Source organism: Pedobacter sp. ISL-64, from assembly GCF_018613605.1.
Lineage (GTDB): Bacteria > Bacteroidota > Bacteroidia > Sphingobacteriales > Sphingobacteriaceae > Pedobacter.
On sequence record NZ_JAGGPU010000008.1, the window covers coordinates 294468 to 318083 of the forward strand.

Consider the following 23616-nt stretch of genomic DNA (forward strand, 5'->3'; position numbering starts at 1 on the left):
AGAAAATGGCTTGGATTCCAATCTTTAAAACCAGAAACTGCAAGCAGTTCTTTTTCTGCCCTGGCTACATATTTTTTATCATGGTTAAGCCTAAAAGCATAAGAGAGGTAATAAATCCTTTAAGTGCTTCTCTTGATACATCAAGCAAACGTTTGCCGATCATCACCCGTTCTAATACGGGTTTATTTAAAACATGATCTGCTTCTGATATTATGGCTTGGTGGATTTGTTTAAACTTCGCATCACGCTTTACATTTTTCAAGATCTGTTCTTCAAGCTCATGGCTTATCAATAACCTTGGATGCGAAGGCATCTTAAAAGTCGAATCAATTTCCTTGTTTTGCCCTACTGCAAACGTTGAGCAAAACAAGGTTATGATGGTACATATAATTGTGATAAGCTGATTTTTTTTCATGGGCCATGGATCACCACTCTCAAATTTTATAGTGAGAAACTATTTCTTTTGTTCAGATAAAAAAGAAACTAACGAAGCCAGTTCTTCATATGACAATGAATTGGCCAAACCTTCTGGCATCATCGAAGTTTCCATTTCTTTTCTCGACAGGATATCGCCCGCTTTAATGGTAAAAACCTCTCCCGCAATATTACGAACCACCACTTTGGCAGCTGTTTCTTCTGTAATAAAGCCCATATAGGTACGGTCGCCCTTGGCAGTAATCATTACCGAAGCAAATCCCTGAGAAATTGAAGCATTAGGTTTTAATATCGATTCTGCAATCTGCTCACGGTTCATAATAGAGCCAATCTGTCCCATAAAAGGACCTTTCATTTTCTCACTTTTACTTAAACTATGGCAGGCTACACAACCCTGACTATTGAAAATATTTTTCCCTTTCAACGGATTACCCTGTAACTTATTGATCGCCAACAATACATCTTCGATAGATGATTTACCTACCTGACCTTTTTTGTTTTTGATTTTATCCAAATCAATTTTTGGTTCTTCAGCTGCCGCTACTTTTTCTTCTTCGGCAAACTCAGGGATATCCATCCTTTGACGCGCATTTAAATTAACGTAAAACTGTTTTCCCTGTGCTCCGGCTTTCGTAGCCTCTTCTTTCAGGAATTTCTCGATAATAGGAGAACCTTCCCATGAAACTGCTTTAAAGTATGGTCCGTGAGAATCAGGACGTGTACCCCACCACCAAGAAGCGTCGTAGGCAATTTCTTTTTTATACAAACGGCCTAATGTTACCAGGATCTGTTGTTTTAATTTCTCATCATTCGATTGTTTGTAGTTTTCGATTAGTCCGTTAACCGCTTTTTCTGTATGTATATAACGCAATGCCCAAAGTGCAAGGGTAGAATTTTCGGTTTTAACTGCAGCAAGCAAAGCATCTACAGCCTGAAGATCAACTAAGGCCCTAACAGCTAAGTGAGGTAAAATAATGGCTGAATTTGGTGTTGCATGAGGTCCTTCAGTACCTTTTGCAGGCGCTGTAAATGAAGCAGGTACCTTGGTTTGTAAAAGCACATTGGCAACCTCTACCCTGCCCAAACGGTTTAAACCAATTATCGAAGCCGCCTGAACGCGAAGAGAAGGATCCTTTAAACCTTCTAAGAATGGCTCAACTGGTACTTTGTCTATATTGGCCTTACGATCTGCAAGTGCTTTTAAGGCAAATTCCTTAACTGCTTTATCTTTAGTAAATTCAACTAAAGTTGCAATACCGTTTTCTTTGGTGAGCTGTGCATAGGTATAAATACCGGCAATACGGACATCAAGCGCTAAACTTTGATCGGAAGCCACTTTTAAGGCCGTTGCAATAGCTTGTTTATTGTTGCGCAAAACCAATTCCTGCGAAGCGGTTAAACGGCCTACTGCACTATTCGATTTAAGCAGTTCGGATAGTTTTTTAATTGAAGCTTTTTTAACATCAGGAAAAGCTTTGTATGTCCAGTTGTTTGGCACTGCACGAACAACGTAGCCTTTATTCGGGCTGCCAGAGTAACCAGCGCCATCCCAAGCCGATAGATAAAGTCTTCCTGAACCGTCTACATCAAGATCGGTAATCTGAGGAAGTTTAATAAACTCTTCATCTTTCTGCGTAAAGGTTGGGCCATCAGTGGTAACTCTATGAATATAAAGCATGCTTCTGCCCCAATCGGCCATCATTGGTACATGGTTATATTGTTCAGGCCAGTTTGGTTCATCCATAAATAATGCACCGGTACCCGATCCTCCACCTAAATCTGCAAGCGCAGGAATAATTTCGTCGGTAAAATTCTGAAATAACACAGGGTAACCATATTCTCCAGATTGTATATGGTGCGAGAAACGAACGTTCCATCCACCGCCATCATTGGTATTTTCTCTGGTAAAAACGTTCATGTAAGGATCGATAGCAACATCATAAACATTACGTGTACCATGTGTATATACTTCCATTTCAGTTCCATCAGGACGAACACGCATAATCCCTCCGCCTAACATGGTTAGTTTTTTACCTGAACGGTCTACCGCATCATGGAATCCAAAATCTCCTACTGAAATATAAATCCATCCATCAATACCCATTCTAATGCCATTAGTAGCATGGTCGGTACCACGTTCGCGGATATATTTGGCATTACTGATATGCTCTATAAGCGGCTTTTCGGGTCCATCGGCTTTTCCATCGCCATCTTTATCTTCGAAAACTACTAAATTCATGCCTGTAGCCTGTTTTGTTTCTTTAGAAAAAGTGGTATGTAATACATATACCTGGCTGCCTTGAACAATAATACCGCGTGGATTATCCACTTCGGCAAAATCTACATGTTCGTCCATTTTACCATCGTTATCCTTATCTATCAATTTAAGAATATGGCCTTTACCAGGATCTTTACCTAAAGAGCCGATCATATCAACGCCAACATATACTTCTCCGGTTGGTGCTACGGCTAAACAGGCTGGGCTGGGTGTAACATCGGGCCCAGCGAAATTGGTTATCGTTAATTCGGGTGGTGATACGCGTTGTATTTTTGGTTCGCTAAAGAAGTTTCTTAATCCAAAAAAAACTAGTGTAAAAGAAATTAAGCTTAAAGAAAATTTAATCATTTGTGTGTGTTATTGGTTTCTTGGTGGTTGTGCCGCGTAAACTTACAAAAAAATATAAATTCTCTTGTGCCACAATTTTGTGCATTTCAACTTAATTCTTAACCATTTAACACTTATACTTACTAGCCGCTAAACTTATTTACTTCATTTTAAAGTAAAACAACTTCACAGACGTTATCCTGATAAAGATCCGTATTAATTAAAGCAACAATTCAAACTAATTACTATGGACAACTAAATAAGCTTCAAACCGCTATAATTATGCATAACAACAAGTAAATACAAATTAAATGAAGAAAAAACACCTTATAAATAAGGTAAACAGCCGCTTTCATCAGAATCAGGTAAATTATTTCGTAAAACACTTGCTCCAAACAAGATATTTTATTATATTTACTAAATCCAACATTCATTAAATCAGTACGTTATGAAAAATATTCTTTATTTCTTCCTGACTGCCCTGATCTCCTCCATTGCGCTGTTAATTACCAAGGATTCATTTGAACCCGAATTGGTTTATAGCACAGTGGTATTAATATGGATTTTTTACATTTGGTACCATATTTATGCTGCTAGTAAGAGGAACTACAGCGAGTAGTCTGTGTCTTAATTAAATTGAATTCTCCGATTGGATATAATCTGGAGTTAAAATATTAGTGGCCAATATTTTATCCTTTCTTTTTGCTTTCATCTCATTATTAATTTGTTGATACAGCCATTGCCTGTAAATTAATTTACTTTCTTGTTAAGAAAGTTGTAATTATTTAAGATGATTGCCAGGTGCATCTCAGTTAATTTATTATCTTCGCCGAAAACTAAAACACAGTAGTTTACGTTTATAACTAAGCTTGGCCAATTAGCCAGGTTATACATAAAGCTTAATGAACTTGGAGTTATCGACCTCGTACATGGGGTAGATTAGCGCACAGGATCATGAAATCAAAAGCAAAATTCCCATGTTTAGCAGGGAATACATTTTACTCGGAAGTTCGTCGCAGAGTAAACAACGACTTTAAAGAAAACAATAGAAGTATCAATGCTAATGTGCTGATGTGGTTTAAAGCCTTTCTTTTCCTTACTATATTTCTGGCACTTTACTTTTCCATACTCCTTTTAAACGTGCATAGCACTATACTTTTGGGACTTACCATTTTACTTGGTGCAACTTGTGCATTTATTGGTTTTAATATCTGCCACGATGCCATTCACGGTTCGTTTTCGAGTTCTAAACGCATCAATTCTTTTTTCAGTTTTCTTTTTAATATGGTTGGAGCCAATCCGTATGTATGGAACATTACCCACAACGTAGTACACCATACCTATACCAATATACCTGGCCATGATGAAGATATCGAAGTAGCACCGGGCCTTATACGCATCTGTACAGAAGATGAATTAAAACCACACCAGCGTTTCCAGCAATGGTATGCTTTCCCTTTATATAGCCTGGCTTCGCTTTCCTGGGTGTTTCGTAAAGATTATAAAAAGTTTTTTCAAAAAAGTGTGGGTGCCTGCCAGAACAAGCATCCGAAGGTTGAATACTTTAACCTCTTTTTCTATAAGTTTCTGTACTACTTTATTTTTATTGGTTTACCGATACTTATTATGCCGCTTGCCTGGTGGCAGATTGCAATCGGTTTTGTAGTGTTACATATGGCTCAAGGTTTAACTATGGGACTCGTTTTCCAACTTGCTCATGTAGTGGAAGGAACAACTTTCCCAATAACCAATGAAGAAGGCAATATGGAAGAAGCCTGGGCCGAACACCAAATGCGTACTACAGCTAATTTTGCAACTCAATCTCCTATATCAGCATTTTTTCTTGGTGGATTGAACCGACAGATAGAACACCACCTTTTCCCTAAAATATGCCATGTTCATTATGGAAGGATCTCCACAATTGTAAAACAAACTGCGTTAGAATTTGGATTGCCTTACCATGAAAACACCACCTTCTTATCGGCACTTCGCTCTCACTACCGCATCCTAAAAAAAATGGGACAACCGGAAACAATTTAGTGGCTATTAAGTTAAGGGCGATAATTCAACCTTAATATTCTTATTCCCTTATGGTAAAAATCCTTAATCTTATTTTTCCATCATTAAGCAGTTTAGGGCATTAAGATCATGCAAATTTGATCTTAATATTCTTATTCCCTTAAAGGAAAAAGTCTTTAAATCCTATTTATTTCATCATTAAGCAGTTTAGGGCATTAAGATCATGCAAATTTAACCTTGACATTCTTATTGCCTTAATGGTAAAACCCTTAAATCCTATTTATTTCATCATTAAGAAGTTTAGGGCATTAAGTTTTGAGCGCCTGTAAAATTGAGCGATACGCATGAACAAATGACCAATGAACAAATGACTAATGAACCAATAAACCAACACCTAATAACATAAACTTAACATACAATACATTCCTTCAACAGGCAGATCTTTTTATCTTTAACCATATGTACTGGTACGAAGAAGAAGTTAAACAATTGGAAAGGGCGCATCGCTTAGATCGGGAGCATCCTGGTGTTATCTTTTATGGCAGTTCATCTATCCGGTTGTGGAATAGTCTCGAAGATGATTTTGATTACATGAAAGTAACCAATTTAGGCTTTGGCGGCTCTACATTAGCAGCATGTGTATGGTTTTTTGAGCGGATTATGATAGACTACAGGCCGAAGGCACTTGTGGTATATGCAGGCGATAACGATCTTGGCGATGGCAGAAACCCTGAGGAGATATTTATCTTTTTCCTGCAGCTCATGGTTAAAGTTAACCAGCGGTTTGGCATATTGCCCTGTTATTTTATATCGCTAAAACCCAGTCTTACCCGCTGGCAAATGGCCGACCAGTTTAGATATACCAATAACCTTATCGAAAGCGAAATCATTAAACTCAATAGCAATTGGAAATTTATTGATGTATTTAAGAAAATGCTCAACAAAGAAGGCAACCCAAACCCTGCACTTTACGATCACGATGGATTGCATCTGAGCGAAGAAGGCTATCGTTTGTGGGCAGCAACTGTTAAAGAGAAATTAGGTTAATCATTACGCTTAATTAATATCCCGATAACATACATGCCTTATTTTTCGCAAAAGAATTGAAGCCAATGAACAGAGAATATCATAAATGGTTCAGCCACAATCTTCAACGGGATATGGAATTATTGGTTTTCGGTCATGCCGGAAGAGCAGTTATCTTTTTCCCCACCCGTATGGCCAGGTTTTACGATTACGAAAACTGGGGAATTATAGCTTCATTAAGTACGCAGATTGAAAATGGCGAACTCCAAATTTTCTGCGTGGACAGTATAGATGGGGAAAGCTTTTATAACGATGAGGTGTTTCCATCGGTACGCATAGACCGGCATTTACAATATGAAAAATATCTCCTCGAAGAAGTATTATCGCTTATCTATCGGAAAAATGATGGCGATTACATAGAAACTGCAGGCTGTAGCATGGGCGCTTACCATGCTATAAACCTGGCTATGAAATATCCCTGGTTATTTAAAAAAGCCGTTGGTATAAGTGGAAGATATGACCTTACAGACAACATAGGCGATTTTAGAGACCTACTGAATGGGTTTCACGACGAAAAAGTTTATTTTAATATGCCAGCGCAGTATATTGCTAACCTAAACGATGATCGATTGCTATCAGCAGTCAGAAACATGGAAATTATTCTTGCCGTAGGCGAAACAGATCCATTTCTAAGTGGAAACCAGCACCTAAGCAGCCTGTTATGGGAGAAAGGTATACCCAATCAGTTTCATACCTGGGAGAGCAATGCACACCGCCCCCATTATTGGCGAAAAATGGCGCCTATGTACATTTAATTATTACATAAGCGCCTCATCTCATTTTACTGCTAAATTAAAATATTGTTTAATGTTGATGGTATCTAAGGGTATTTTAGATTTTTCAGCTGCTACAACAATATGGGCATCCAGCAACCATCTTTCTCCTGAATTATTAGCGTTAGCCACTTTAATTCCTTTAACTGTACCTGCAATCGGAGTTAAGTCGAAATAATCGCATGAAGCGCAAGAAAACAGATGTTTTACCTTTCCAGCCAGAATATCAGCATCAGTTATTAAAAATTTATCACCCTTCATTGGTGCTTGAATATATATCCGCGTGGTGCTGAAGTTATTACTCTTCGTAGCCAAAAAAATCCGGTATTGCCCGGCGCTAAGTGCAATCTGCCGATCGGCCATTGCTGAATAATTAGTATATTCATACAAGCAGCTTCCTTCAGTACAAGGAGTTAGATTTTGCGCATCAATGGTAAAATCCATTGGGTTATCCGTTTTCTTTTTGCAAGCACTCAAGGTGGTTAATACAATCAAAAAGACGGCGGTTACTTTAAAAGCGTTTCTCATAATTTAATTTTCTATGAATACGGTAGAAATTTCGAATATGCTACAATTCGAATATTAATTTTTTATTAAATAAATGAACAAGAAAGAAATACTATTTAAACACAGCGGGATTAATTTGGGCAAAAAACTGACTGTTCAAAAGACTTTATTTTAACATAGGTTGAACAAGAAAATATTAAGTTTGCAGATAAACAGATTAAATCTACAAAACATGAAACAAGGATTATTAATAGATATGGACGGGGTGATTTATAGCGGGGAAGAATTGATATTTGGTGCTGATAAATTCATTAAAAACTTAATTGATGAAGATATTCCTTTTGCATTTATGACCAACAATAGTCAGAGAACAGCTTTGGAGGTAGTACGCAAACTTAAAGGACTGGGTATAAAAGTGGAAGAAAGCCATGTATACACCAGTGCAATGGCTACAGGTAAATTCCTTTCCGATCAAAGCCCGAATGGTACAGCGTATGTATTGGGAGAAGGCGGTTTACTAAGCAGTTTACACGATCATGGTATTACTTTGGTAAACACCGATCCAGAATTTGTTGTACTGGGAGAAGGTAGAAACTTTACGCTGGAAATGGTGCAGCGTGCTGTTGATATGATTCTTGCTGGAGCTAAATTTATCACTACCAACAGAGATCCATCGCCCAAAAAACCAGGGTGGAATAATTTAGGCATTGCCGCAACCACCGCCATGATTGAGGAAGCAACTGGCAGAAAAGCATTTGTTACCGGCAAACCAAGTCCGGTGATGATGCGCTCGGCACGTAAATTTTTAGGATTAGAAACCAGCGAAACTACAGTTATTGGCGATACCATGGAAACCGATATACAAGGAGGTGTACAAATGGGCTATAAAACCATTCTGGTACTTTCGGGTATCTCAAGCAAGGATACTTTAGGGCATTACGCTTTTAAACCCGACATGATTGCAAGCTCTGTTGATGAGATTAAATTTCCTTTGGTCTGGTGGGAAGGTAAGTAGTGCGAGTTTGAAGTAGGCTCCAGCGTATCGTCATTGCGAGAAGGCTTTTTCAGCCGACGAAGCAATCTTTATGGCAGAATCACGGGCATGAAAGATTGCTTCGTCGTTCCTCCTCGCAATGACGAACCTTTCTATTGGAGTCTGTCAATGGTAGAGGTTGGAATTTTTCAAAGACAACGGAGGTTGATGACAGATTCGTAGCTGATAGAGCTACTTTATTTTATGAATTGTAAATAAGGGAGCTGAGTTGAGATATATAGGCTTAAAAAAACTCAACCGATAATCAGTTGTAAATACAACAGGTGCACCCTCAAGCTTAGCAGCCATACCAATAGGTTTAAACAATTTTAATGAAGCTGAATCATTTACAATATGCTCATGTACTGGGGCTTCAGGCCTTTTATCATCAGTAAATTTATTCGCTTTGGTTAAAAGCCCAACTGCCGGTATAACCATTAAAAGCGCTACGCAAGAAATCAGTCTCATATCATTGTGCTTAAATTATCCTATTATTTAGTTAGGGTCTTTTAACAAAGATGAACCGATGTTATTAGTAAGATAGTTAGTTAGCGTTATTAAATTGTTAAGGTTACGACACCGGTTTAATACAATATTAAATGTATCAAGCCAATAGTGCGGTTTATATTACTGCACCCACGATTTATATTACTGCACTCACGTTTTATATTACCGCACCCGCGATTTATATTATTGCACTTGCGATTTATATTACCGCACCCATGATTTATATTATCGTACCCGTGATTTATATTATTGCACCTGTGATTTATATTAAGATATCAGGCTTAAGGATTACTTGATTTGATAATTCTGATATGGATGTATACCCACGAGGTTAGGATTAAGATTGCGTAGAAACATCCATCGCTACGCAATCATTAACTAACCAAATAAATGTATTTACCAGGCGTAACATCAGATAACCAGTCTAAAGAACGCTTAGCATAGAAGGTAAAATTCGGGCACTAATCAACCTATTCAGTACCTTGTCGTTTACATTTAAATTTTCCTCTCAAAACCCGGTTTATGCCCTCTCGGCCATTGCTTCCATTTATCGCAAAACCTTACTTGATAGTATACAACCGCACGGTTTTCTTTAAACCATACTTCAAAAAAATTAAGAAAAACCGTTCATCCAGACTACATTTTAGCATCCATTAACTTTGCTGCTTTTGCTTTTGGCGCCACCAGTTTCATTTTAATTACAAATGCTTTTTTGGATTGAAAATCTTTTGGCAGTATTACATCGTAATAGGTATTCTTATCCAGATCCAAACCAAGGTCTGCTTGTTTTAAGGTTAAATTCTTGCTGTTTAATAAAAGCGCAGCTGTACCGGGAACTTGTTTGGCATTTTTAGGCACCGCAATACGCACAATGCCATTTACGGGTTGGTTAAAAACAGTTAAATAAAGATTATCGGCTTTTTGAGTAAAGTAACCTAATTTAGAAGGGGTTAATGCAGCATGGCGCACCCCATATACCGCCTCGGCATTTATTTTTATCCATTCACCAATTTCCTTTGCAATTTTATCCTCTTCGGGGTGCATATTTCCATTGCCATCGGGTCCAAAGTTTAGTACAAAATTGCCATTCATTGATACCGAACGCATCAGCATATCCAATAAATCGTGGGTAGTTTTGGTATAAATCCCCGACCAATCTTTCATATATCCCCAACCGTTTGGCGGGATAGTCATTACCGCATCCCAATCGTTACCGTTTAACCACTCAAATTCTACAGGTAACTTACGCTCCCAGCCTTGTTCGTAATCGCCTAAAATATTACCATTCGAATCGAAGTGTCTTGAGCCATGTTCATCGTTACGGAAACGCGAGCCGATAATTAATCCAGGATGTTTTTCTCGGAGTTCTTTTTCTAAATTGTAGGTAAATTCGTAGGCACTTTTCCACGAGGCATCCCAAGTACCATCAAACCAGAAACCTTTAATTTTCGGATAGTTATCCAGTTGCTCTAAAAGCTGGTTTCGGGTATAAGCTAAAAATTTACTGAATTTTTCTTTCTCTTCGTCTGTTTTTGGAACTTTCCCCATATAATTTGGGTTATTCCATTCTAAAATCGAGAAATAGAGATATACATCAATACCTTCGGCGGTATAAGCATCTACAATCTGTTTTACAATATCTTTTTTATACGGCGATGCAGAAACATTATAATCAGAATATTTGGTTGGCCAAAGTGCAAAGCCATCATGATGTTTGGTGGTAAAAATCACATACTTCGCGCCCATATCCTTAGCTTGTTTAGCCCAGCGTTTAGCATCAAAGTTTTTCGGGTTAAACTGTTTGTACAGGTTATCGTAAGTTTTAGCCCAATCTTTTGGTGCTGTAGGCCCGCCCCAGGAGCGGATCCATTCTGATGCTGCAGCACCTCCCCTTGCACTTACCCCATTCCATTCGTTACCCGCGATAGAATAAATTCCCCAATGGATAAATTGCCCTAAACCATAACTGCGAAAGGCTTCCATATCGGCATCGGCACGGTGTGGCAGTGTTAGGGTTCCGTATTTAACTTCAACTTCTTTTGTAGGTTTGCTCTTCGGCCCTGTCCATTGCGCATCTGCAGGGTGTTCTACAACTATAGCAGCAAGGGTAACCAAGGCAAACTTTAATATATTCTTCATATTCAAATTTTATTCGTGTGCGTGTTAATCTTTATAATTTAATGGCTTCTTTCTCTTAACCGGTATTTCTGGATTTTGTAAAGGTTTTGAGGGATGATAATAATAAAGTCCTGCTTTGCCATAAAGCGCCAGGTGCTGGGTTAAATTATTACTGAAGGTTTTAAAATCTTTATGATTTTGCGCCGTCCATGCAGCTTCTGCCAGAGCAGCAATCCGCGGAAAAAGTAAATAATCTAAACGGTTGTCATTATCTACTGTTTCTGTCCATAGGTTCGCCTGAATACCTAAAATAAGTTGTTTTTCTTTTTTATTTTCGGCAAAAGACTGTGCATCGAACTGATATACCTGCTCAATCGGACTATATAATTTATTCCATTTTCTACCATATTGATGGGTACTATCCTGAACAAAATCGAAATACAATGGCAAGCGTGGGCATAAAACTGTTTGATAACCTTTACTTAAAGCAGTGCGAAGCTGGGCAGGTTTTTCCTGGCGCCACCAAAACATAATGGTTTTCTCTTTGGGTAGGTCGGCTTCGGCCATTTCATCCCAAAAAATAGCGCTGGCATTTAATTGGTAGAGCGAATCGGCCATACGTTTCATAAAATAGTGTTCTACCGCAGCATCATCCTTAAGCTTTTCACGCTCGCGGAGTTTTAAAATATCTGGATTGCTTTTCCATTTTTCATTTCCGTAACTCACTTCATCTCCCCCTAAATGAATTAATCCGGCAGGGAAAAGCACATTGGTTTCTTTTAGAATATCGGTTAAATAACCATAAGTTTTTTCCAGGCCAGGGTTAAAGGTAAACTCTGGATGCGCTATTGAACCGCCTCCTGAGTATTCTGGATAGGCTTTATTGGCCGCAGTAGCATGTCCGGGCATATCAATTTCCGGTATAACTTTAATGTAGCGTTCGGCAGCGTAGGCCACAATTTCCCTAATATCGGCCTGTGTATAAAACTGTGCTGGCAAATTGGGGTTTAAATAATCACCAATACCGCCAATAAGGGCCAAATTTGGATACTTTTTAATCTCTAGACGCCAGGCAGGTTCATCGGTTAAATGCCAATGAAAAGTATTTAGTTTATAAAAAGCCATCCAGTTTAAAATGGATTTCACTTTTTGTTTGCCAAAAAAATGGCGCGATTCGTCGAGCATAAAGCCACGCCAGCCATAAGCCGGCGCATCACTTATTTCTGCAGCAGGAAGCTGGATGTTTTTATTGGTTAGCGCCAATTGCAGCAGTGAAACCACTCCATAAAAAATGCCGTTGGGATGTGTACCAGAAACGATAATCTGGCCAGGTTTGATACTGATCTGATAAGCACATGAATCTGCATGTTTCTTTCCTGTTTTTAACACAAGCATAATATTTGCCGATTTTCCTTTCTGTTGAATGGTAATTCCTTTTTGGCTTAATAATTCGTTCTGAAAATAATAGGCTATTGTTTTTAACTGTTCGTTATTGTAACCAATACTACTGTAATTATTAAGGGTAAAGTAGCCACTACCTTTTACAAATTGCACTGGCATAGGAATAATTCCCTGTTGTTGCGCAAACGCAGTTGAATAAACAAGTAATATAGATAGTATATGTAGTAACCTCATTAGTTGGTTGTTATTTTTAATACATAAACAGGAATTTGATTTCCTTTATTATAATCACCTGGTAAATCAAGGTTAAGTCCCTCATTATTTATTGTCCATTTTATTTTCTTGTTGTTCCCTAAAAGCTCAATATTTTTAACAGACAGTGCACTTTTGTTTATCTGCTTTAACAGTACATCTGGCTTTTGCCAGCTTCTTAAAAAAGCATATACAGCCTTGTCTTTTGCGGTATAATAAACATCTGGTGTTAAAGATTTTGGTGTACCATCAAAAACGGCATCTTTAATGGCATTTTTATTTTCTTCGATGGAAATATTGTCGGTCTTCTCACTCCTATTTTCTTTTATAGCTAACCATGGCTGGCTGGCGTAAATGGCCTCATGATTAATATCCATCCATTTACGTATTGCTTTTAATCGGACAGTTGTCCAATCCGGAAATGCACCATCGCCTTTAGGGCCAACATTTAACAGCAGGTTGCCACCATTAGCTACCACTTCTACCAAGTGCCGTACCAGCATTTCTGGCGATTTCCAAAGACTATCGTGTTTGTTGTAACCCCAGTTTTGGCCAATGGTTAAACAAGACTCCCATGCTTTTTTTGATGATGGTGACAAAGACTGTTCAGAAATTGAAAAATCGCCATAACCATTCCCAATTCTATTGTTAACCAAGCAGTTTGGCTGTAATTTATTAACTAACGCTTTAAGTTCTTGGCTCTCTGTTTTACTGATAAGTTCAGGCGTATCGAACAAAAGTGCACCAATTGGACCATAGTTACTTAAAAGCTCCGTGATCTGTGGTTTAACCTTTCTTTCGAAATAGCGGTTAAAAACCTTTGCGTCTTCATTCGGATAATCCCAGGTGTTGCTTCTGCCCGCTTTTACAGGCCAATTGGTTGGCACATCCGGATCTTGCCAATCTCTCCCTAAGGAATAATAAAGACAAAGCGTGATTTTATATTTTTTGCAAGCTTTTGCCAGCTCTGTAATTGGATCGCGCTTAAAGGGGCTTCTTTTTACGATATTATAATCGCTGTTGGCTGAGTTGTACATGGCAAATCCGTCATGATGTTTGGCCGTAAAAACGATATACTTCATCCCTGTTTCTTTGGCTTGTTTAACCCAGGCATCTGCATCGAATTTTAAGGGGTTAAATTGATCGGCAATGGTTCCGTACTCTTGTACCGGAATACGTTCGTAAAGCATAAAATGCTCTCCTCCTTTAACCTTATGGCCTTTCCAATCGCCAGCAGTTTGGGCATACAAGCCCCAATGTAAAAATAAACCGAATTTATCAGCTTTAAATTCTTCCAATGCATTTTTCTGTACTGTTTGCCCAAACAGTAGCTGGGCAAACAGTGCAAATAACAGACTTAAAAAAAGTGTTTTTCTCATTTTTGATATTTTTGGTTTGAGCATCTTCAGATCAGTCTGTTTTAAAATTATTAATTAACTGCAATTACTTTTATGGATGATGCCTTATCGTTAAAAGTAGATACATAAGTGCTTGATGAGGTTAGTTCTATGCTACTCCCGGTAAAGTTATCTCCATCATACATAATTACTTTAACACCAAGACCTAAATTAACGGATGATACATCGTTATTGCTAATACCGCGGCTTATTAAATCGGCGGTGGTATACTGGCCAACAGGTAATGATATACCATAGCCACCATAACTGGCATTCTGATGAAATTTAGCAGAACCATTCGCACCGATTTGCGGCACACCATTTAAAAATGAAAATGAATAGGTTTTGCTCACATTACCACCATTTTTCAATAGCAATTTCACCCTGATGTTATAAGCTTCGTTGTTTTTATAATAAAGCTCGCTAAAAGGAATAGTTGCCGAAATTGTATTTCCAGTACCTGGGTTCGACCTCCATGCTACGGCATTATAATCAGCATCGCTACTACCCAAATCTGGGTCCATGTAAATTAGAATATCATTTACCTCTTTATTACTTGTAAATGAACCTGTAACATTGAAAGCCTGTGTTGTTGCATTGTAGGCAAACTGCGCATTAATCGTGGTGGTGGCTGCTTCGTAAGGTATTTCTGTAGGCAAAGGATTCTGGAACACTTCGTCACGGTTTAAAATGGCGGCATCAACCTCGGTTAAGAATGTTGGCTGTCCTTTACTGAAAGTTACATTTCCTGATCCCATTAAAGAAGTACCTAATGTTGGTTGTTCTGAAGCATATTTGGCATGATCGTGCGGTAAATTTAAGCCATGTCCCAGCTCGTGCAGCATACCGCCAAGTAAATTTGATGTTGCATTGGGAATTTTATCAACCGCCATATTAGCGTTATCTACCGCGAAGCAGTTTTTGCCGTAACCATAAAAAGGTTGATCGCCACCATCGGTGCGGTTTGGCAATAAAATTAGGGTGTGACTTGAATTTGAAAACTCTGAAGCGTGTGTGGCTTTGTAAGCCGCAATTTCGTTCAGGATTTTAGTTGCAGAAATACTGGCATCGTAAGGATAGGCAGATTGTGCAAACTGAGCTGGTATTTCGATAAAACGCACCAATCCGGTTGAATCGATTTTGGGCAATCCCATGTATTTATCATAGCCATACCTTAACATTTCGGTATGGAACCAGCCCTGAAAATGAACCAATAAAGAGGTTAAGCGGGTTTTGTAATCAGCAAGCGCCGAATTATCGGTAGGCACAAACATTACGATGTTCAGGTTTTTGGTGTTGGTTACAAAACTAGGCGGTGTGGTTCCGGTGCCTAGTGCCAAAGTGTTTGGTTTCGCGTCTGTAGTTTCTGGTTCTGAAACAGGTGCTTTTTTACAGGCAGTCATTAAAAGACCGCTTGAAATCATCAAAAGCAGTGCAAAGCAAAGTTGTTTTCTGTTTTTCATTGTTTAATGGTTAAAGGTTTATGGTTAATTGATTATTATTCATCATTGTCATTTTATTAAAAAGTGACCTTTACCACCCTCCCCGTGGCCTTCTTGCTGGTTATCAATGTCTTTGGCACTGATACCCTAAGCCCTTTGTAATCCTGTTTCCAGTTGAGTTTTTCGCCTGTTTCATCAAGCAACACCGCTTTAACCTGAATCTGGTCGTTAGACAGTGACTTAATAATCAGTTCGCCATATTCAGTTTCATTTAAAAATATCTGCAGTTCATCTTGCTTTCCCGAATAAAACATAATGGGTTCAAGTGTTCTGATATCAATTGAAGCTTTGGACTTGGCTGAAACTGAACTTTCACGTTGATTGATAGGCATATGTAGATATTTAAAATGATCGTGTTTTTTATAGGCTTGTAAACAGCATCGTAATAACCCGACCAGTATCTTGCCCACCTTTATCGGGCAGGCAAGCGGTCAGGACTAACTCAACTAAAAATATTCGCTTATAGTGTAAGCTCCTCGCTCAGGATCGGTCCCATCAAATCCTGTTTGAGCCGTTAAGGCAACACTGTAGCGTTTATAACTTTGTGACGGATATCGAATATGATGAACGACCCATAAACTTCGTAGGCAGACAATGAACAACCTCCATAAGTGCTATCGATAGTTACATAAGCGTTATTGAACGTATTAATTGGATCTTCAATCAGCACCGATTGTGCACCTGTTGTCGGGTTTAAAGTTACCGTTACATAATACTGTGACTGATCGTAAGCAGTGGTTAAAATCTGCGCTGGTGGTTGTACACATTGCGCTTTTACCATGCTGTGGATTGCCAGGAAACTTAAAAATAATGCGAAAATTAAAATAGATTTTTTCATATTACATTCAATGGTTTAAGATTTGGAATAAAAATGCGATCAATTAACGGATGTAATGATGGGTTGATAACCATATTCTGGCTCAAATGCACCTGCCCAATCTATTTGATACCCTGCGAAATAGGCTGAGAATTCTGTTACGTGAGCAACGGTTGCGCCATACCCACCTGCATAAACTTTCCAGGTAATATGTGCTGTCCAGGAATTGAATTCAGGGTCCATGATGTAAACATGATCGATGCCATTGTTTTCGGTTACGTACAACCAAATTTTAAAAGTTCCCAGTTCATTGGTTACTTCATGGTAATACTCTTGAGTGGGCACCTGGGCTTTTGCTGAAATAGGTTTAAATACAGCAAAAGCCAACATCATTAAGAATAGAATTAAGGTTTTTTTCATAGTTTTTGACTTTTATTTTTAGTTGATTAATTTATCACCATCCTGGGTTCTGTACCAATAAACTTTTGCCTTTTAGTATTTCGGTTAAAGGAATTGGAGCAAAATAATTGGCTTTTAAAAACGCACTGTTAATTACTGTTATTGATGCATAAGAAAATGTTCCATTTAATTCTTTAGTTACGATAGTTCCTGTTACCTGCTGTGCTTCTGTAACTTCTGCTGTCTTCCACCTTCTGGTATCATAATACCAATGGCCTTCAGAGAAAAATTCAACCCGATATTCATTTTGAATGAGCGCACGCAAGTCAACCTGCGAAATACCTGCTGGAATTCCGTAACGGTTATCTGTTCCAGCCAAAATACCTGCGCGTTTTCTAATCTTAATCACATTGCTCACCGCGTTTTCAGTTTGTCCGAGTTCATTTAAAGCCTCAGCATAGCCCAATACCATTTCGGCAAAACGGATTATTGGATAAGCCCTATCCACATTTAAACTATTAAAGGGTGAAGAATCATTGCACATTTTACGGTTGTAATAGCCTGTTCTGGTATGTAGGGCAGCATAACCATCAACAGATGGCGCATTGGTGGCCTTATTGAAGAAAATATCAACTTTATCCAAGGCAGTTGTGGCCTTGTTGCAAACCACCGCTTGGTTATAAATAATAGAATAATCGAACCTGGGATCTCTGTTTACATATGGATTAGTTGCACTATAAGGGAGTGCTGCCGACGATGCCGTAATCGGCTTACCATCTTTCATTCCAAATGCCTTTACGATATTTTCACTTGGATTGCTATACGTTAGCACGGTTTGAGTAGTTCTGCTCCAAGGAAACCACATCAGTTCGAGTGTTTTTCCTCTGGTTACGTTATAAGCAAATATGTATTCCGAATTTTTTCTCGAAGTAATGAACATGTTCTGAAAACCCAATCCAGGTTTTATTGTATTATCTTCAACCAAGGCATATTCTGGCAAATCCAGTACCGCTTTACAGGCATCAGCTGCTTTCTGCCATAAATTTTGATCTAAGGTAGTAGAATATGAAACCAGTGGCCCAATAATGGCATCTGTTGCAATCGGATTTCCATTATACAGCGGACTGGCTGCCGTAACCAAAACGCGTGCTTTTAATGCTTTACATGCGCCAGAAGTTGCTCTTCCGTAATCGGCAGCCTCGAGTGTTAACGAAGTTGGTAAATTTTTGGCCGCTTCATCCAGTTCAGTAGCAATGTAATCAATACATTTTTTGTAGCTATCACGCTTGTATTCGTAGTTTGGAAGGTCATCGTTCACCTCATCACCCATTAATTGTACTCCACCATAAAGTCTAATCAGGGCAAAATAATACCATGCCCTTAAAAATCTTGCTTCGGCAATTACCCGCAGTTTTTTAGGTGCAGAAAGTGTAGATGACGGGATATTCTTCATAAAAATATTCGCCGATCTGATTCGCTTATAATAAGCTGGGTAATAAGCGTTAAAAGCATGATTACCTGAAGTTAAAGCAGAGGTTAATAAAGGAATCTGCGGACCTGATGAATAACCTGCCGCTACATTGGTGGTCATTGTCTCAAAGCTATCAATAATGGTACCCAGACCAGATCCACCATTTATATCAGGAATAATATCCATCCCGGTATAGGCATAAATATCTGTTAAGAAGCTCATGGTTAGGGTACTATCCGCAAAAACCTTTGCTTCGGTTAAGGGCTCTACCTTAGGATCTAAAAATCCTCCTTTTTTACACGATTGCAGCGCGATAAGGCAACAAACTGCAATCAGTATATAATAATATTTTTTCATGTTACGATCTATTTAAAGGGTATAACTATAAACCTACCTGGATACCAAAATTGACGATACGCTGTTGAGGGTATTCTCCAGCCGATGCACTTACTGCAGACTCAGGATCGATAAATACAGGCAATGCGGTATAGACCAAGCCCATATTATAGCCATTTGCATAAAGCCTTAAATTGTTCAGGTGCAACTTTTTAACAATATGGGAAGAGAAGCGGTAACCGATTTCAAAGTTCTTCCAACGAACATAATCGCCTTTCGAATACCAATAAGATGAAACCAAAGCGTTATTCGCACTTCCACTTATTTCTGGAAAAGTTGCATCTGCGGCCGTTACTGGTGTCCATCTACCCAAATTGAAAGGAATAGATTGCCTATCTGGTCTTTGATAAGCCAAAATCCCCCTATCATACCTGATGATGTAATCGAAAGCACCTTGAAACAGCGTACTCACATCAAAATTTTTGTAGGTAAAGCCAAAGCTTAAACCAACTGTATATTTGGGCTGATTGGTTCCTAAATACCCAGCGTCATTTTGATCGATTATACCGTCATTATTTAAATCTTTAAACTTTAAAGATCCAAGCTGTGTGTTCGATAATGGGATGTTTGTGACTAATTTAGGGGCATTGTATAGTTCTGCCAAGGTTTGATAAAAGCCATCAGAAGTATAACCAAACTGGGCACCTACTGGTTTCCCTGTTGTACTTAACCAAGGATAAAGGGTGGCCGGTTCATCTCTAAAAACAATTTCATTATTGGCATAGGTGATGTTAGAATTGGCAAAAAAAGTAATGTTGTTATTTACTCTGTCTCGATAGGTTACATCAAGCTCATAACCCGTATTTTTTACGATACCCAAATTATATTTCGGCACGCTGCCACCAAAACTTCCAGGTAATGTACCAGGATCTGAAAGGATGTTTTTACGTTTTTTGTAAAAATAATCGGCAGTTAAGCTCAGTTTACCTTTAAACATTTTTAAATCTACACCCACATCGGCATCTTGCTGTACTTCCCAGGTAATGTCGTAGTTAGATAGAGTAGGTTCAATCAAACCTGCAGAAGTGGTAGGCGTTTCGCCGAATACATACCCTCTGCCAGAGCCTGTAGAATAGGTTTTGGCATATGAATATACAGACGAACCAATGGCATCGTTACCTGTTAAACCATAAGACCCCCTGATTTTAAATGCGTCTACAAACTTGATGTTATTCTTGAAAAATGGTTCCTCACTAATATTCCATCCGATACTCGCGGCGGGGAACAACTGATACCTTTTGCTCGATTCGAACTTATCAGAGCCGTTATAACCGGCACTAAAGTCAAAAAGGTATTTCTGTTTGTAGTTGTAACCTACTTTTCCGGTTATACCACGGATATTATAGGGCTCTGCAGCTAAAACCGCACTAATATCGGTCGAGTTGGTGGTTTGGTTCAATAAAGCTAATGCAGAAATATTGTGGTTTCCGAAACTTCTGTTGTAGTTTAAATTAGCCTGAAGATTTAACAATCTATTGGTTGCCAAACTTGCTCCTTCCCTAACCAAAGTACCCATACGGTACATATCTGTTTTCCATGGATCGTAGGTTTTCGTATTGGCATTGTATATGTAAGCCAAGATTTCGAGATTGGTACCACTCCCGCTTCTGCGTAAGGTGCGTGTAAAACCATAATCGCTGGCAAAAGATACCAAAGCGTTTGCGGCTAAACCCGGGGTAATAAAATCTAATTTCTGGTTGGCCTGTGCTACAAAATTTAAGTTATTACCATAAGTCCTGGTATAACCCGAATACATTAAATTGGCCACTGGATTTGGTTTTACGGCGCTTGGATTGGCACTGGAAGCAATTAATCCATTTGACCAGTATACCGGATAACTGAAAGATGAAAGTTCACCATTCCACAAATACTGAAAAGTTGTTCCACCATTGTTCCAGGCTTTATCATAAGGCTCGTTGGTGATTCCGAAACGTCCGGATAAATCCAAACGGATATGGAGATCTTTGGTTGGATCGATATCTACGTTCGACCTGAAGTTATACCTGTTGTAGAAATAATTTGTAGTAAAACCCTGATCTTTAGAGAAATCCTTATAAATACCGCCCTGTGATAGATAACCTAGTGAAACAAAATATTTTGCAATTTTAGATCCCCCACTGATATCGAGGTTAACCCTATTCTGTAAACTCACCTTTTTCAGTACTTCATCCCACCAGTTTACACTTGGGTAGTTATAAGGATCATCGTTGGTGCGATAGTGATCTAAAGTATTGCCGGCAAAATATTGCGGATAAGCAACTGCCGGATCTAAATATTGACTCGTAACGCGTTCGCGTAATAAACTTAATGTCGTATAACCATCGTTTACTTTTGGTCGTTGTGTAGGCATTTGCAAACCAGTTTCGTTTCGGAAGGTCAGTTGAGGCTTACCTGATTCGCCACGGCGGGTTTTGATAATCAATACCCCGTTTGCACCACGTACCCCATAAACTGCAGTAGTAGAAGCATCTTTTAAAATGGTCACACTTTCTACCTCATTCGGATCGAGTTGGTTTACCTGATCTAAAGTAAATTCGATATCATCAACAATAATCAACGGACTTGTCGCTCCACTTCCAGCATATGTACTAATACCCCTGATCTGGAATGCTGCACCATCTTTACCTGGCTGCCCGCTTCGTTGCTGAGAGAAAAATCCTGGCAAACGGCCAGCTAATGAGTTCTGCAAACTCGCAGAAGGGCTCTGTCTGATTTCAGCACCCGAAATAGAACTGATGGCTCCTGTATTGGTTATTTTCTTTGTTTTCTGTCCGAAACCTAAAACCACTACATCTTCTAAACCCTTCACATCATCTTCTATGGTAATTTTTAAAGAAGTTTTCCCTTTTGCATCTATTTCGCGGGTAATGTAACCCACATTTTTAATGATCAGAATTTTAGCGGCCCCTTTTAACTTCAAGGTAAACCTCCCCTGATCATCGGTAGTTGTTCCATTGGTGCCAAATTCCTTTTCATAAACGGAAACACCGGGTACACCGCCAGATTTATCGGATACTGTACCTGATATGGTATTTTGTGCTTGCGCATTAGCCTGATAAAAAGCTGCGATCAGTAGCAAAAGCACAAAGTGATTTATAATTTTTTTCATGTTCTGATTCTCCTTAAATAATTACCAATTGGGATTTTGAGACATAAGCGAGTTGGAAATCATCTCTTTGTATGGAATTGGGAATACGTACATTTTCGAGGCATCGAACTTAGCTGGTGCCACATCTACCGTTTTATAAGTAGTTGTAGTTCCATTAAAAGTGCCTTGCACACCATGCAGCGTTCCATTTAGTACATTTTCGGCGATTTTCCAACGGCGGATATCCCAGAAACGTTGTTCTTCGAAAGCCATTTCTACCCGGCGTTCATGTCTGATCCTGGCACGCATATCAACCTGATTTAATCCGGCAGGCAAGTTTGGCATCCCTACACGGTTTCTAATGGCATTAATGGCACTGTAAACTGTTGCATCTGGCCCAACGGCTTCATTTTGTGCCTCGGCATAATTCAACAGAATCTCTGCATATCTAAAAATCGGGAATACATGGTTTGCAGCTGTATAAGCTGTTCCACTGGCATTACTGGTTAAAAACTTACGCATGTAATAACCGGTACGGGTTTCGCCACTATTGGTTTTCCCAAAGCCAAATGGCCTGTCTAAACCTCCATCATAAGTTTGCACTTTACGGGTAAGCCAGTACAAACCATCGAACATTATGGTTGCAGGCAAACGTGGATCGCGGTCGTAATAAGGTGTTGCACTTACATAGTCTGTTCCGGTTTCGGTAATGGTTTTACCACTACTCATTTCATAATCGTTAACCAGCTCTTGCGTAGGGTTGGTTTTGCCCGATCCTGCCCTTGGGTAACCTACGGGATCGTTGGCCGACTCTACCGTTGTGTTGGTTCCGGCCATGTAAGGCAAAATAATTTCGTTATTGCTTGCCGTAGAGAAAATACTTAAGAACTTATTCACTGAAGTTACATAAGCGCTAATTTTGGCCGCCGACGTAATACCGGCCATATTGGTAGTAGTATAATGCGCTGTTGTGGCTGCATCGTTCAGTTTATAGGTAAACTTAGCAAGCGCAACACTATCCATAATATCTTTGGCTGCTTTGGCTGCCAGTTGCCATTTACTGGCTGCGTTACCTGGATTATTTAAAGGACTTGCTGTATACAGTAATAACCGCGATTTAACAGCCATAGCCGCTCCCCTGCTAAAACGACCGTAAAAATTAGAGGCAAATGTTCCAGTGGCATTAGGTGACAGTAGATTAGGCATGGCCAGATCCATTTCGCTGGTGATGTAGTTTACGCATTCATCGTAACTGTTCCTGGCAATCCTAATTTCTTGCTGTGGATCGAAAACCTGGTCACCAATAAGTGGAACACCACCCCATCTTTTTACCAGTTCGAAGTAAAACATGGCTCTAAGTGCTCGGGCTTCTGCTTTCCAACGCTCTTTATATCCTTTTAAAGAGGCCTTTAAGGTTACACGATCTATTTTACTCAAAAAGATATTTACTTTTCTAATGCCTGCATAATTGGCATCCCAGGTATTATCAGGCAATACAGATGAGTTTATTGCACCTGTAGTATAGTACTGAACATTATCTAAGGTTGAGTTTGGTAAGGCATCATCTGTGCCCGCATCTAAAATATTATTGTTTATCCGGTTAAAACCCTTAGGCAAACTCGAATAAATATTGTTTAAAAACTGCTCGGTGAATAAACCAACCGAATCTTTACTATCGAAAACATTGCCTTCGTCAGTAAATTCGAGAGGACCATCCTCTGTAATTTTTTTACAGCCGACTGCACCAAAAAACAGGATAGCCGAAAATATAATTAGGGTAAAAGAATACTTTTTCATTATCTATCGATTT

At 39.0% G+C, this 23616-nt stretch carries 19 protein-coding genes; 5 read left to right on the plus strand and 14 right to left on the minus strand.

Going from position 1 to position 23616, the window contains the following annotated elements:
* Positions 1 to 64 precede the first annotated feature (64 nt).
* Together J7E57_RS13150 and J7E57_RS13155 are read right to left on the minus strand one after the other, a co-directional pair.
* Complete coding sequence (locus tag J7E57_RS13150) at positions 65 to 415, minus strand: hypothetical protein (RefSeq protein ID WP_215129135.1); 351 nt, start codon at positions 413 to 415, stop codon at positions 65 to 67.
* Positions 416 to 454: 39 nt separating this feature from the next.
* Complete coding sequence (locus J7E57_RS13155) at positions 455 to 3061, minus strand: c-type cytochrome (protein WP_215129137.1); 2607 nt, start codon at positions 3059 to 3061, stop codon at positions 455 to 457.
* A 427-nt stretch (positions 3062 to 3488) separates the two neighbouring features.
* Between J7E57_RS13155 and J7E57_RS13160 the strand changes: the two genes are divergently transcribed.
* The 4 genes from J7E57_RS13160 (at position 3489) to J7E57_RS13175 (ending at position 6900) form a co-directional block, all read left to right on the plus strand.
* Entirely contained in the window at positions 3489 to 3659 is a 171-nt protein-coding gene (locus tag J7E57_RS13160) for a hypothetical protein (protein ID WP_215129139.1), read from the plus strand.
* Positions 3660 to 3994: 335 nt separating this feature from the next.
* A complete protein-coding gene (locus tag J7E57_RS13165; RefSeq protein ID WP_215129141.1) occupies positions 3995 to 5080 on the plus strand; it encodes a fatty acid desaturase family protein in 1086 nt (361 codons plus the stop codon).
* Positions 5081 to 5518: 438 nt separating this feature from the next.
* The gene (locus J7E57_RS13170) at positions 5519 to 6106 is read left to right on the plus strand and encodes a GDSL-type esterase/lipase family protein (RefSeq protein WP_215129143.1); all 588 of its coding nucleotides are present in this window, start codon (positions 5519 to 5521) and stop codon (positions 6104 to 6106) included.
* 65 nt (positions 6107 to 6171) lie between these two features.
* Positions 6172 to 6900 (plus strand): esterase family protein, encoded by a 729-nt coding sequence (locus J7E57_RS13175; protein ID WP_251029905.1) that lies wholly within the window; start codon positions 6172 to 6174, stop codon positions 6898 to 6900.
* Positions 6901 to 6921: 21 nt separating this feature from the next.
* Here J7E57_RS13175 and J7E57_RS13180 read toward each other — a convergent pair whose 3' ends face one another.
* Positions 6922 to 7446 (minus strand): hypothetical protein, encoded by a 525-nt coding sequence (locus J7E57_RS13180; RefSeq protein ID WP_215129145.1) that lies wholly within the window; start codon positions 7444 to 7446, stop codon positions 6922 to 6924.
* Positions 7447 to 7657: 211 nt separating this feature from the next.
* Between J7E57_RS13180 and J7E57_RS13185 the strand changes: the two genes are divergently transcribed.
* Positions 7658 to 8440, plus strand: a complete 783-nt coding sequence (locus tag J7E57_RS13185; protein WP_131529998.1) for an HAD-IIA family hydrolase — start codon at positions 7658 to 7660, stop codon at positions 8438 to 8440.
* 210 nt (positions 8441 to 8650) lie between these two features.
* On the opposite strand, the gene J7E57_RS13190 is transcribed toward J7E57_RS13185, so the two are convergent.
* The 11 genes from J7E57_RS13190 to J7E57_RS13240 all read right to left on the minus strand — a co-directional run bounded on the left by J7E57_RS13190 (position 8651) and on the right by J7E57_RS13240 (position 23603).
* Positions 8651 to 8926, minus strand: a complete 276-nt coding sequence (locus J7E57_RS13190) for a hypothetical protein (protein ID WP_215129147.1) — start codon at positions 8924 to 8926, stop codon at positions 8651 to 8653.
* A gap of 675 nt (positions 8927 to 9601) precedes the next feature.
* On the minus strand, positions 9602 to 11104 hold the full coding sequence (locus J7E57_RS13195) for an alpha-L-fucosidase (protein WP_251029906.1): 1503 nt from the start codon (positions 11102 to 11104) through the stop codon (positions 9602 to 9604).
* Positions 11105 to 11128: 24 nt separating this feature from the next.
* On the minus strand, positions 11129 to 12718 hold the full coding sequence (locus tag J7E57_RS13200) for a beta-N-acetylhexosaminidase (protein WP_215129151.1): 1590 nt from the start codon (positions 12716 to 12718) through the stop codon (positions 11129 to 11131).
* Positions 12718 to 14115, minus strand: a complete 1398-nt coding sequence (locus tag J7E57_RS13205; protein ID WP_215129153.1) for an alpha-L-fucosidase — start codon at positions 14113 to 14115, stop codon at positions 12718 to 12720. Before J7E57_RS13205 ends, J7E57_RS13200 begins: the two co-directional genes overlap by 1 nt.
* Positions 14116 to 14165: 50 nt before the next feature.
* Positions 14166 to 15596 carry a hypothetical protein gene (locus J7E57_RS13210; RefSeq protein WP_215129155.1) on the minus strand — a complete coding sequence of 477 codons (1431 nt, stop codon included), beginning with the start codon at positions 15594 to 15596 and terminating at the stop codon, positions 14166 to 14168.
* A 56-nt stretch (positions 15597 to 15652) separates the two neighbouring features.
* The gene (locus tag J7E57_RS13215; protein ID WP_215129157.1) at positions 15653 to 15967 is read right to left on the minus strand and encodes a hypothetical protein; all 315 of its coding nucleotides are present in this window, start codon (positions 15965 to 15967) and stop codon (positions 15653 to 15655) included.
* 182 nt (positions 15968 to 16149) lie between these two features.
* A complete protein-coding gene (locus J7E57_RS13220; protein ID WP_215129159.1) occupies positions 16150 to 16473 on the minus strand; it encodes a hypothetical protein in 324 nt (107 codons plus the stop codon).
* Between the two features lie 39 nt (positions 16474 to 16512).
* On the minus strand, positions 16513 to 16872 hold the full coding sequence (locus J7E57_RS13225) for a hypothetical protein (protein ID WP_215129161.1): 360 nt from the start codon (positions 16870 to 16872) through the stop codon (positions 16513 to 16515).
* Positions 16873 to 16906: 34 nt separating this feature from the next.
* Positions 16907 to 18679: a RagB/SusD family nutrient uptake outer membrane protein gene (locus J7E57_RS13230; RefSeq protein WP_215129163.1), complete on the minus strand. Its 1773-nt coding sequence runs from the start codon at positions 18677 to 18679 to the stop codon at positions 16907 to 16909.
* A 25-nt stretch (positions 18680 to 18704) separates the two neighbouring features.
* Positions 18705 to 21827 (minus strand): SusC/RagA family TonB-linked outer membrane protein, encoded by a 3123-nt coding sequence (locus J7E57_RS13235; RefSeq protein ID WP_215129165.1) that lies wholly within the window; start codon positions 21825 to 21827, stop codon positions 18705 to 18707.
* Positions 21828 to 21848: 21 nt separating this feature from the next.
* A complete protein-coding gene (locus tag J7E57_RS13240) occupies positions 21849 to 23603 on the minus strand; it encodes a RagB/SusD family nutrient uptake outer membrane protein (RefSeq protein WP_215129167.1) in 1755 nt (584 codons plus the stop codon).
* Positions 23604 to 23616 lie beyond the last annotated feature (13 nt).

What these genes read in the sequence shown, in the direction of transcription:
- J7E57_RS13215 (WP_215129157.1), bottom strand. Translation starts at nt 15,967, where the DNA reads ATGCCTATCAATCAACGTGAAAGTTCAGTTTCAGCCAAGTCCAAAGCT.
- J7E57_RS13160 (WP_215129139.1), top strand. Translation starts at nt 3,489, where the DNA reads ATGAAAAATATTCTTTATTTCTTCCTGACTGCCCTGATCTCCTCCATT.
- J7E57_RS13155 (WP_215129137.1), bottom strand. Translation starts at nt 3,061, where the DNA reads ATGATTAAATTTTCTTTAAGCTTAATTTCTTTTACACTAGTTTTTTTT.
- J7E57_RS13200 (WP_215129151.1), bottom strand. Translation starts at nt 12,718, where the DNA reads ATGAGGTTACTACATATACTATCTATATTACTTGTTTATTCAACTGCG.
- J7E57_RS13230 (WP_215129163.1), bottom strand. Translation starts at nt 18,679, where the DNA reads ATGAAAAAATATTATTATATACTGATTGCAGTTTGTTGCCTTATCGCG.
- J7E57_RS13165 (WP_215129141.1), top strand. Translation starts at nt 3,995, where the DNA reads ATGAAATCAAAAGCAAAATTCCCATGTTTAGCAGGGAATACATTTTAC.
- J7E57_RS13220 (WP_215129159.1), bottom strand. Translation starts at nt 16,473, where the DNA reads ATGAAAAAATCTATTTTAATTTTCGCATTATTTTTAAGTTTCCTGGCA.
- J7E57_RS13210 (WP_215129155.1), bottom strand. Translation starts at nt 15,596, where the DNA reads ATGAAAAACAGAAAACAACTTTGCTTTGCACTGCTTTTGATGATTTCA.
- J7E57_RS13170 (WP_215129143.1), top strand. Translation starts at nt 5,519, where the DNA reads ATGTACTGGTACGAAGAAGAAGTTAAACAATTGGAAAGGGCGCATCGC.
- J7E57_RS13180 (WP_215129145.1), bottom strand. Translation starts at nt 7,446, where the DNA reads ATGAGAAACGCTTTTAAAGTAACCGCCGTCTTTTTGATTGTATTAACC.
- J7E57_RS13205 (WP_215129153.1), bottom strand. Translation starts at nt 14,115, where the DNA reads ATGAGAAAAACACTTTTTTTAAGTCTGTTATTTGCACTGTTTGCCCAG.
- J7E57_RS13150 (WP_215129135.1), bottom strand. Translation starts at nt 415, where the DNA reads ATGAAAAAAAATCAGCTTATCACAATTATATGTACCATCATAACCTTG.
- J7E57_RS13185 (WP_131529998.1), top strand. Translation starts at nt 7,658, where the DNA reads ATGAAACAAGGATTATTAATAGATATGGACGGGGTGATTTATAGCGGG.
- J7E57_RS13195 (WP_251029906.1), bottom strand. Translation starts at nt 11,104, where the DNA reads ATGAAGAATATATTAAAGTTTGCCTTGGTTACCCTTGCTGCTATAGTT.
- J7E57_RS13235 (WP_215129165.1), bottom strand. Translation starts at nt 21,827, where the DNA reads ATGAAAAAAATTATAAATCACTTTGTGCTTTTGCTACTGATCGCAGCT.
- J7E57_RS13175 (WP_251029905.1), top strand. Translation starts at nt 6,172, where the DNA reads ATGAACAGAGAATATCATAAATGGTTCAGCCACAATCTTCAACGGGAT.
- J7E57_RS13190 (WP_215129147.1), bottom strand. Translation starts at nt 8,926, where the DNA reads ATGAGACTGATTTCTTGCGTAGCGCTTTTAATGGTTATACCGGCAGTT.
- J7E57_RS13225 (WP_215129161.1), bottom strand. Translation starts at nt 16,872, where the DNA reads ATGAAAAAAACCTTAATTCTATTCTTAATGATGTTGGCTTTTGCTGTA.
- J7E57_RS13240 (WP_215129167.1), bottom strand. Translation starts at nt 23,603, where the DNA reads ATGAAAAAGTATTCTTTTACCCTAATTATATTTTCGGCTATCCTGTTT.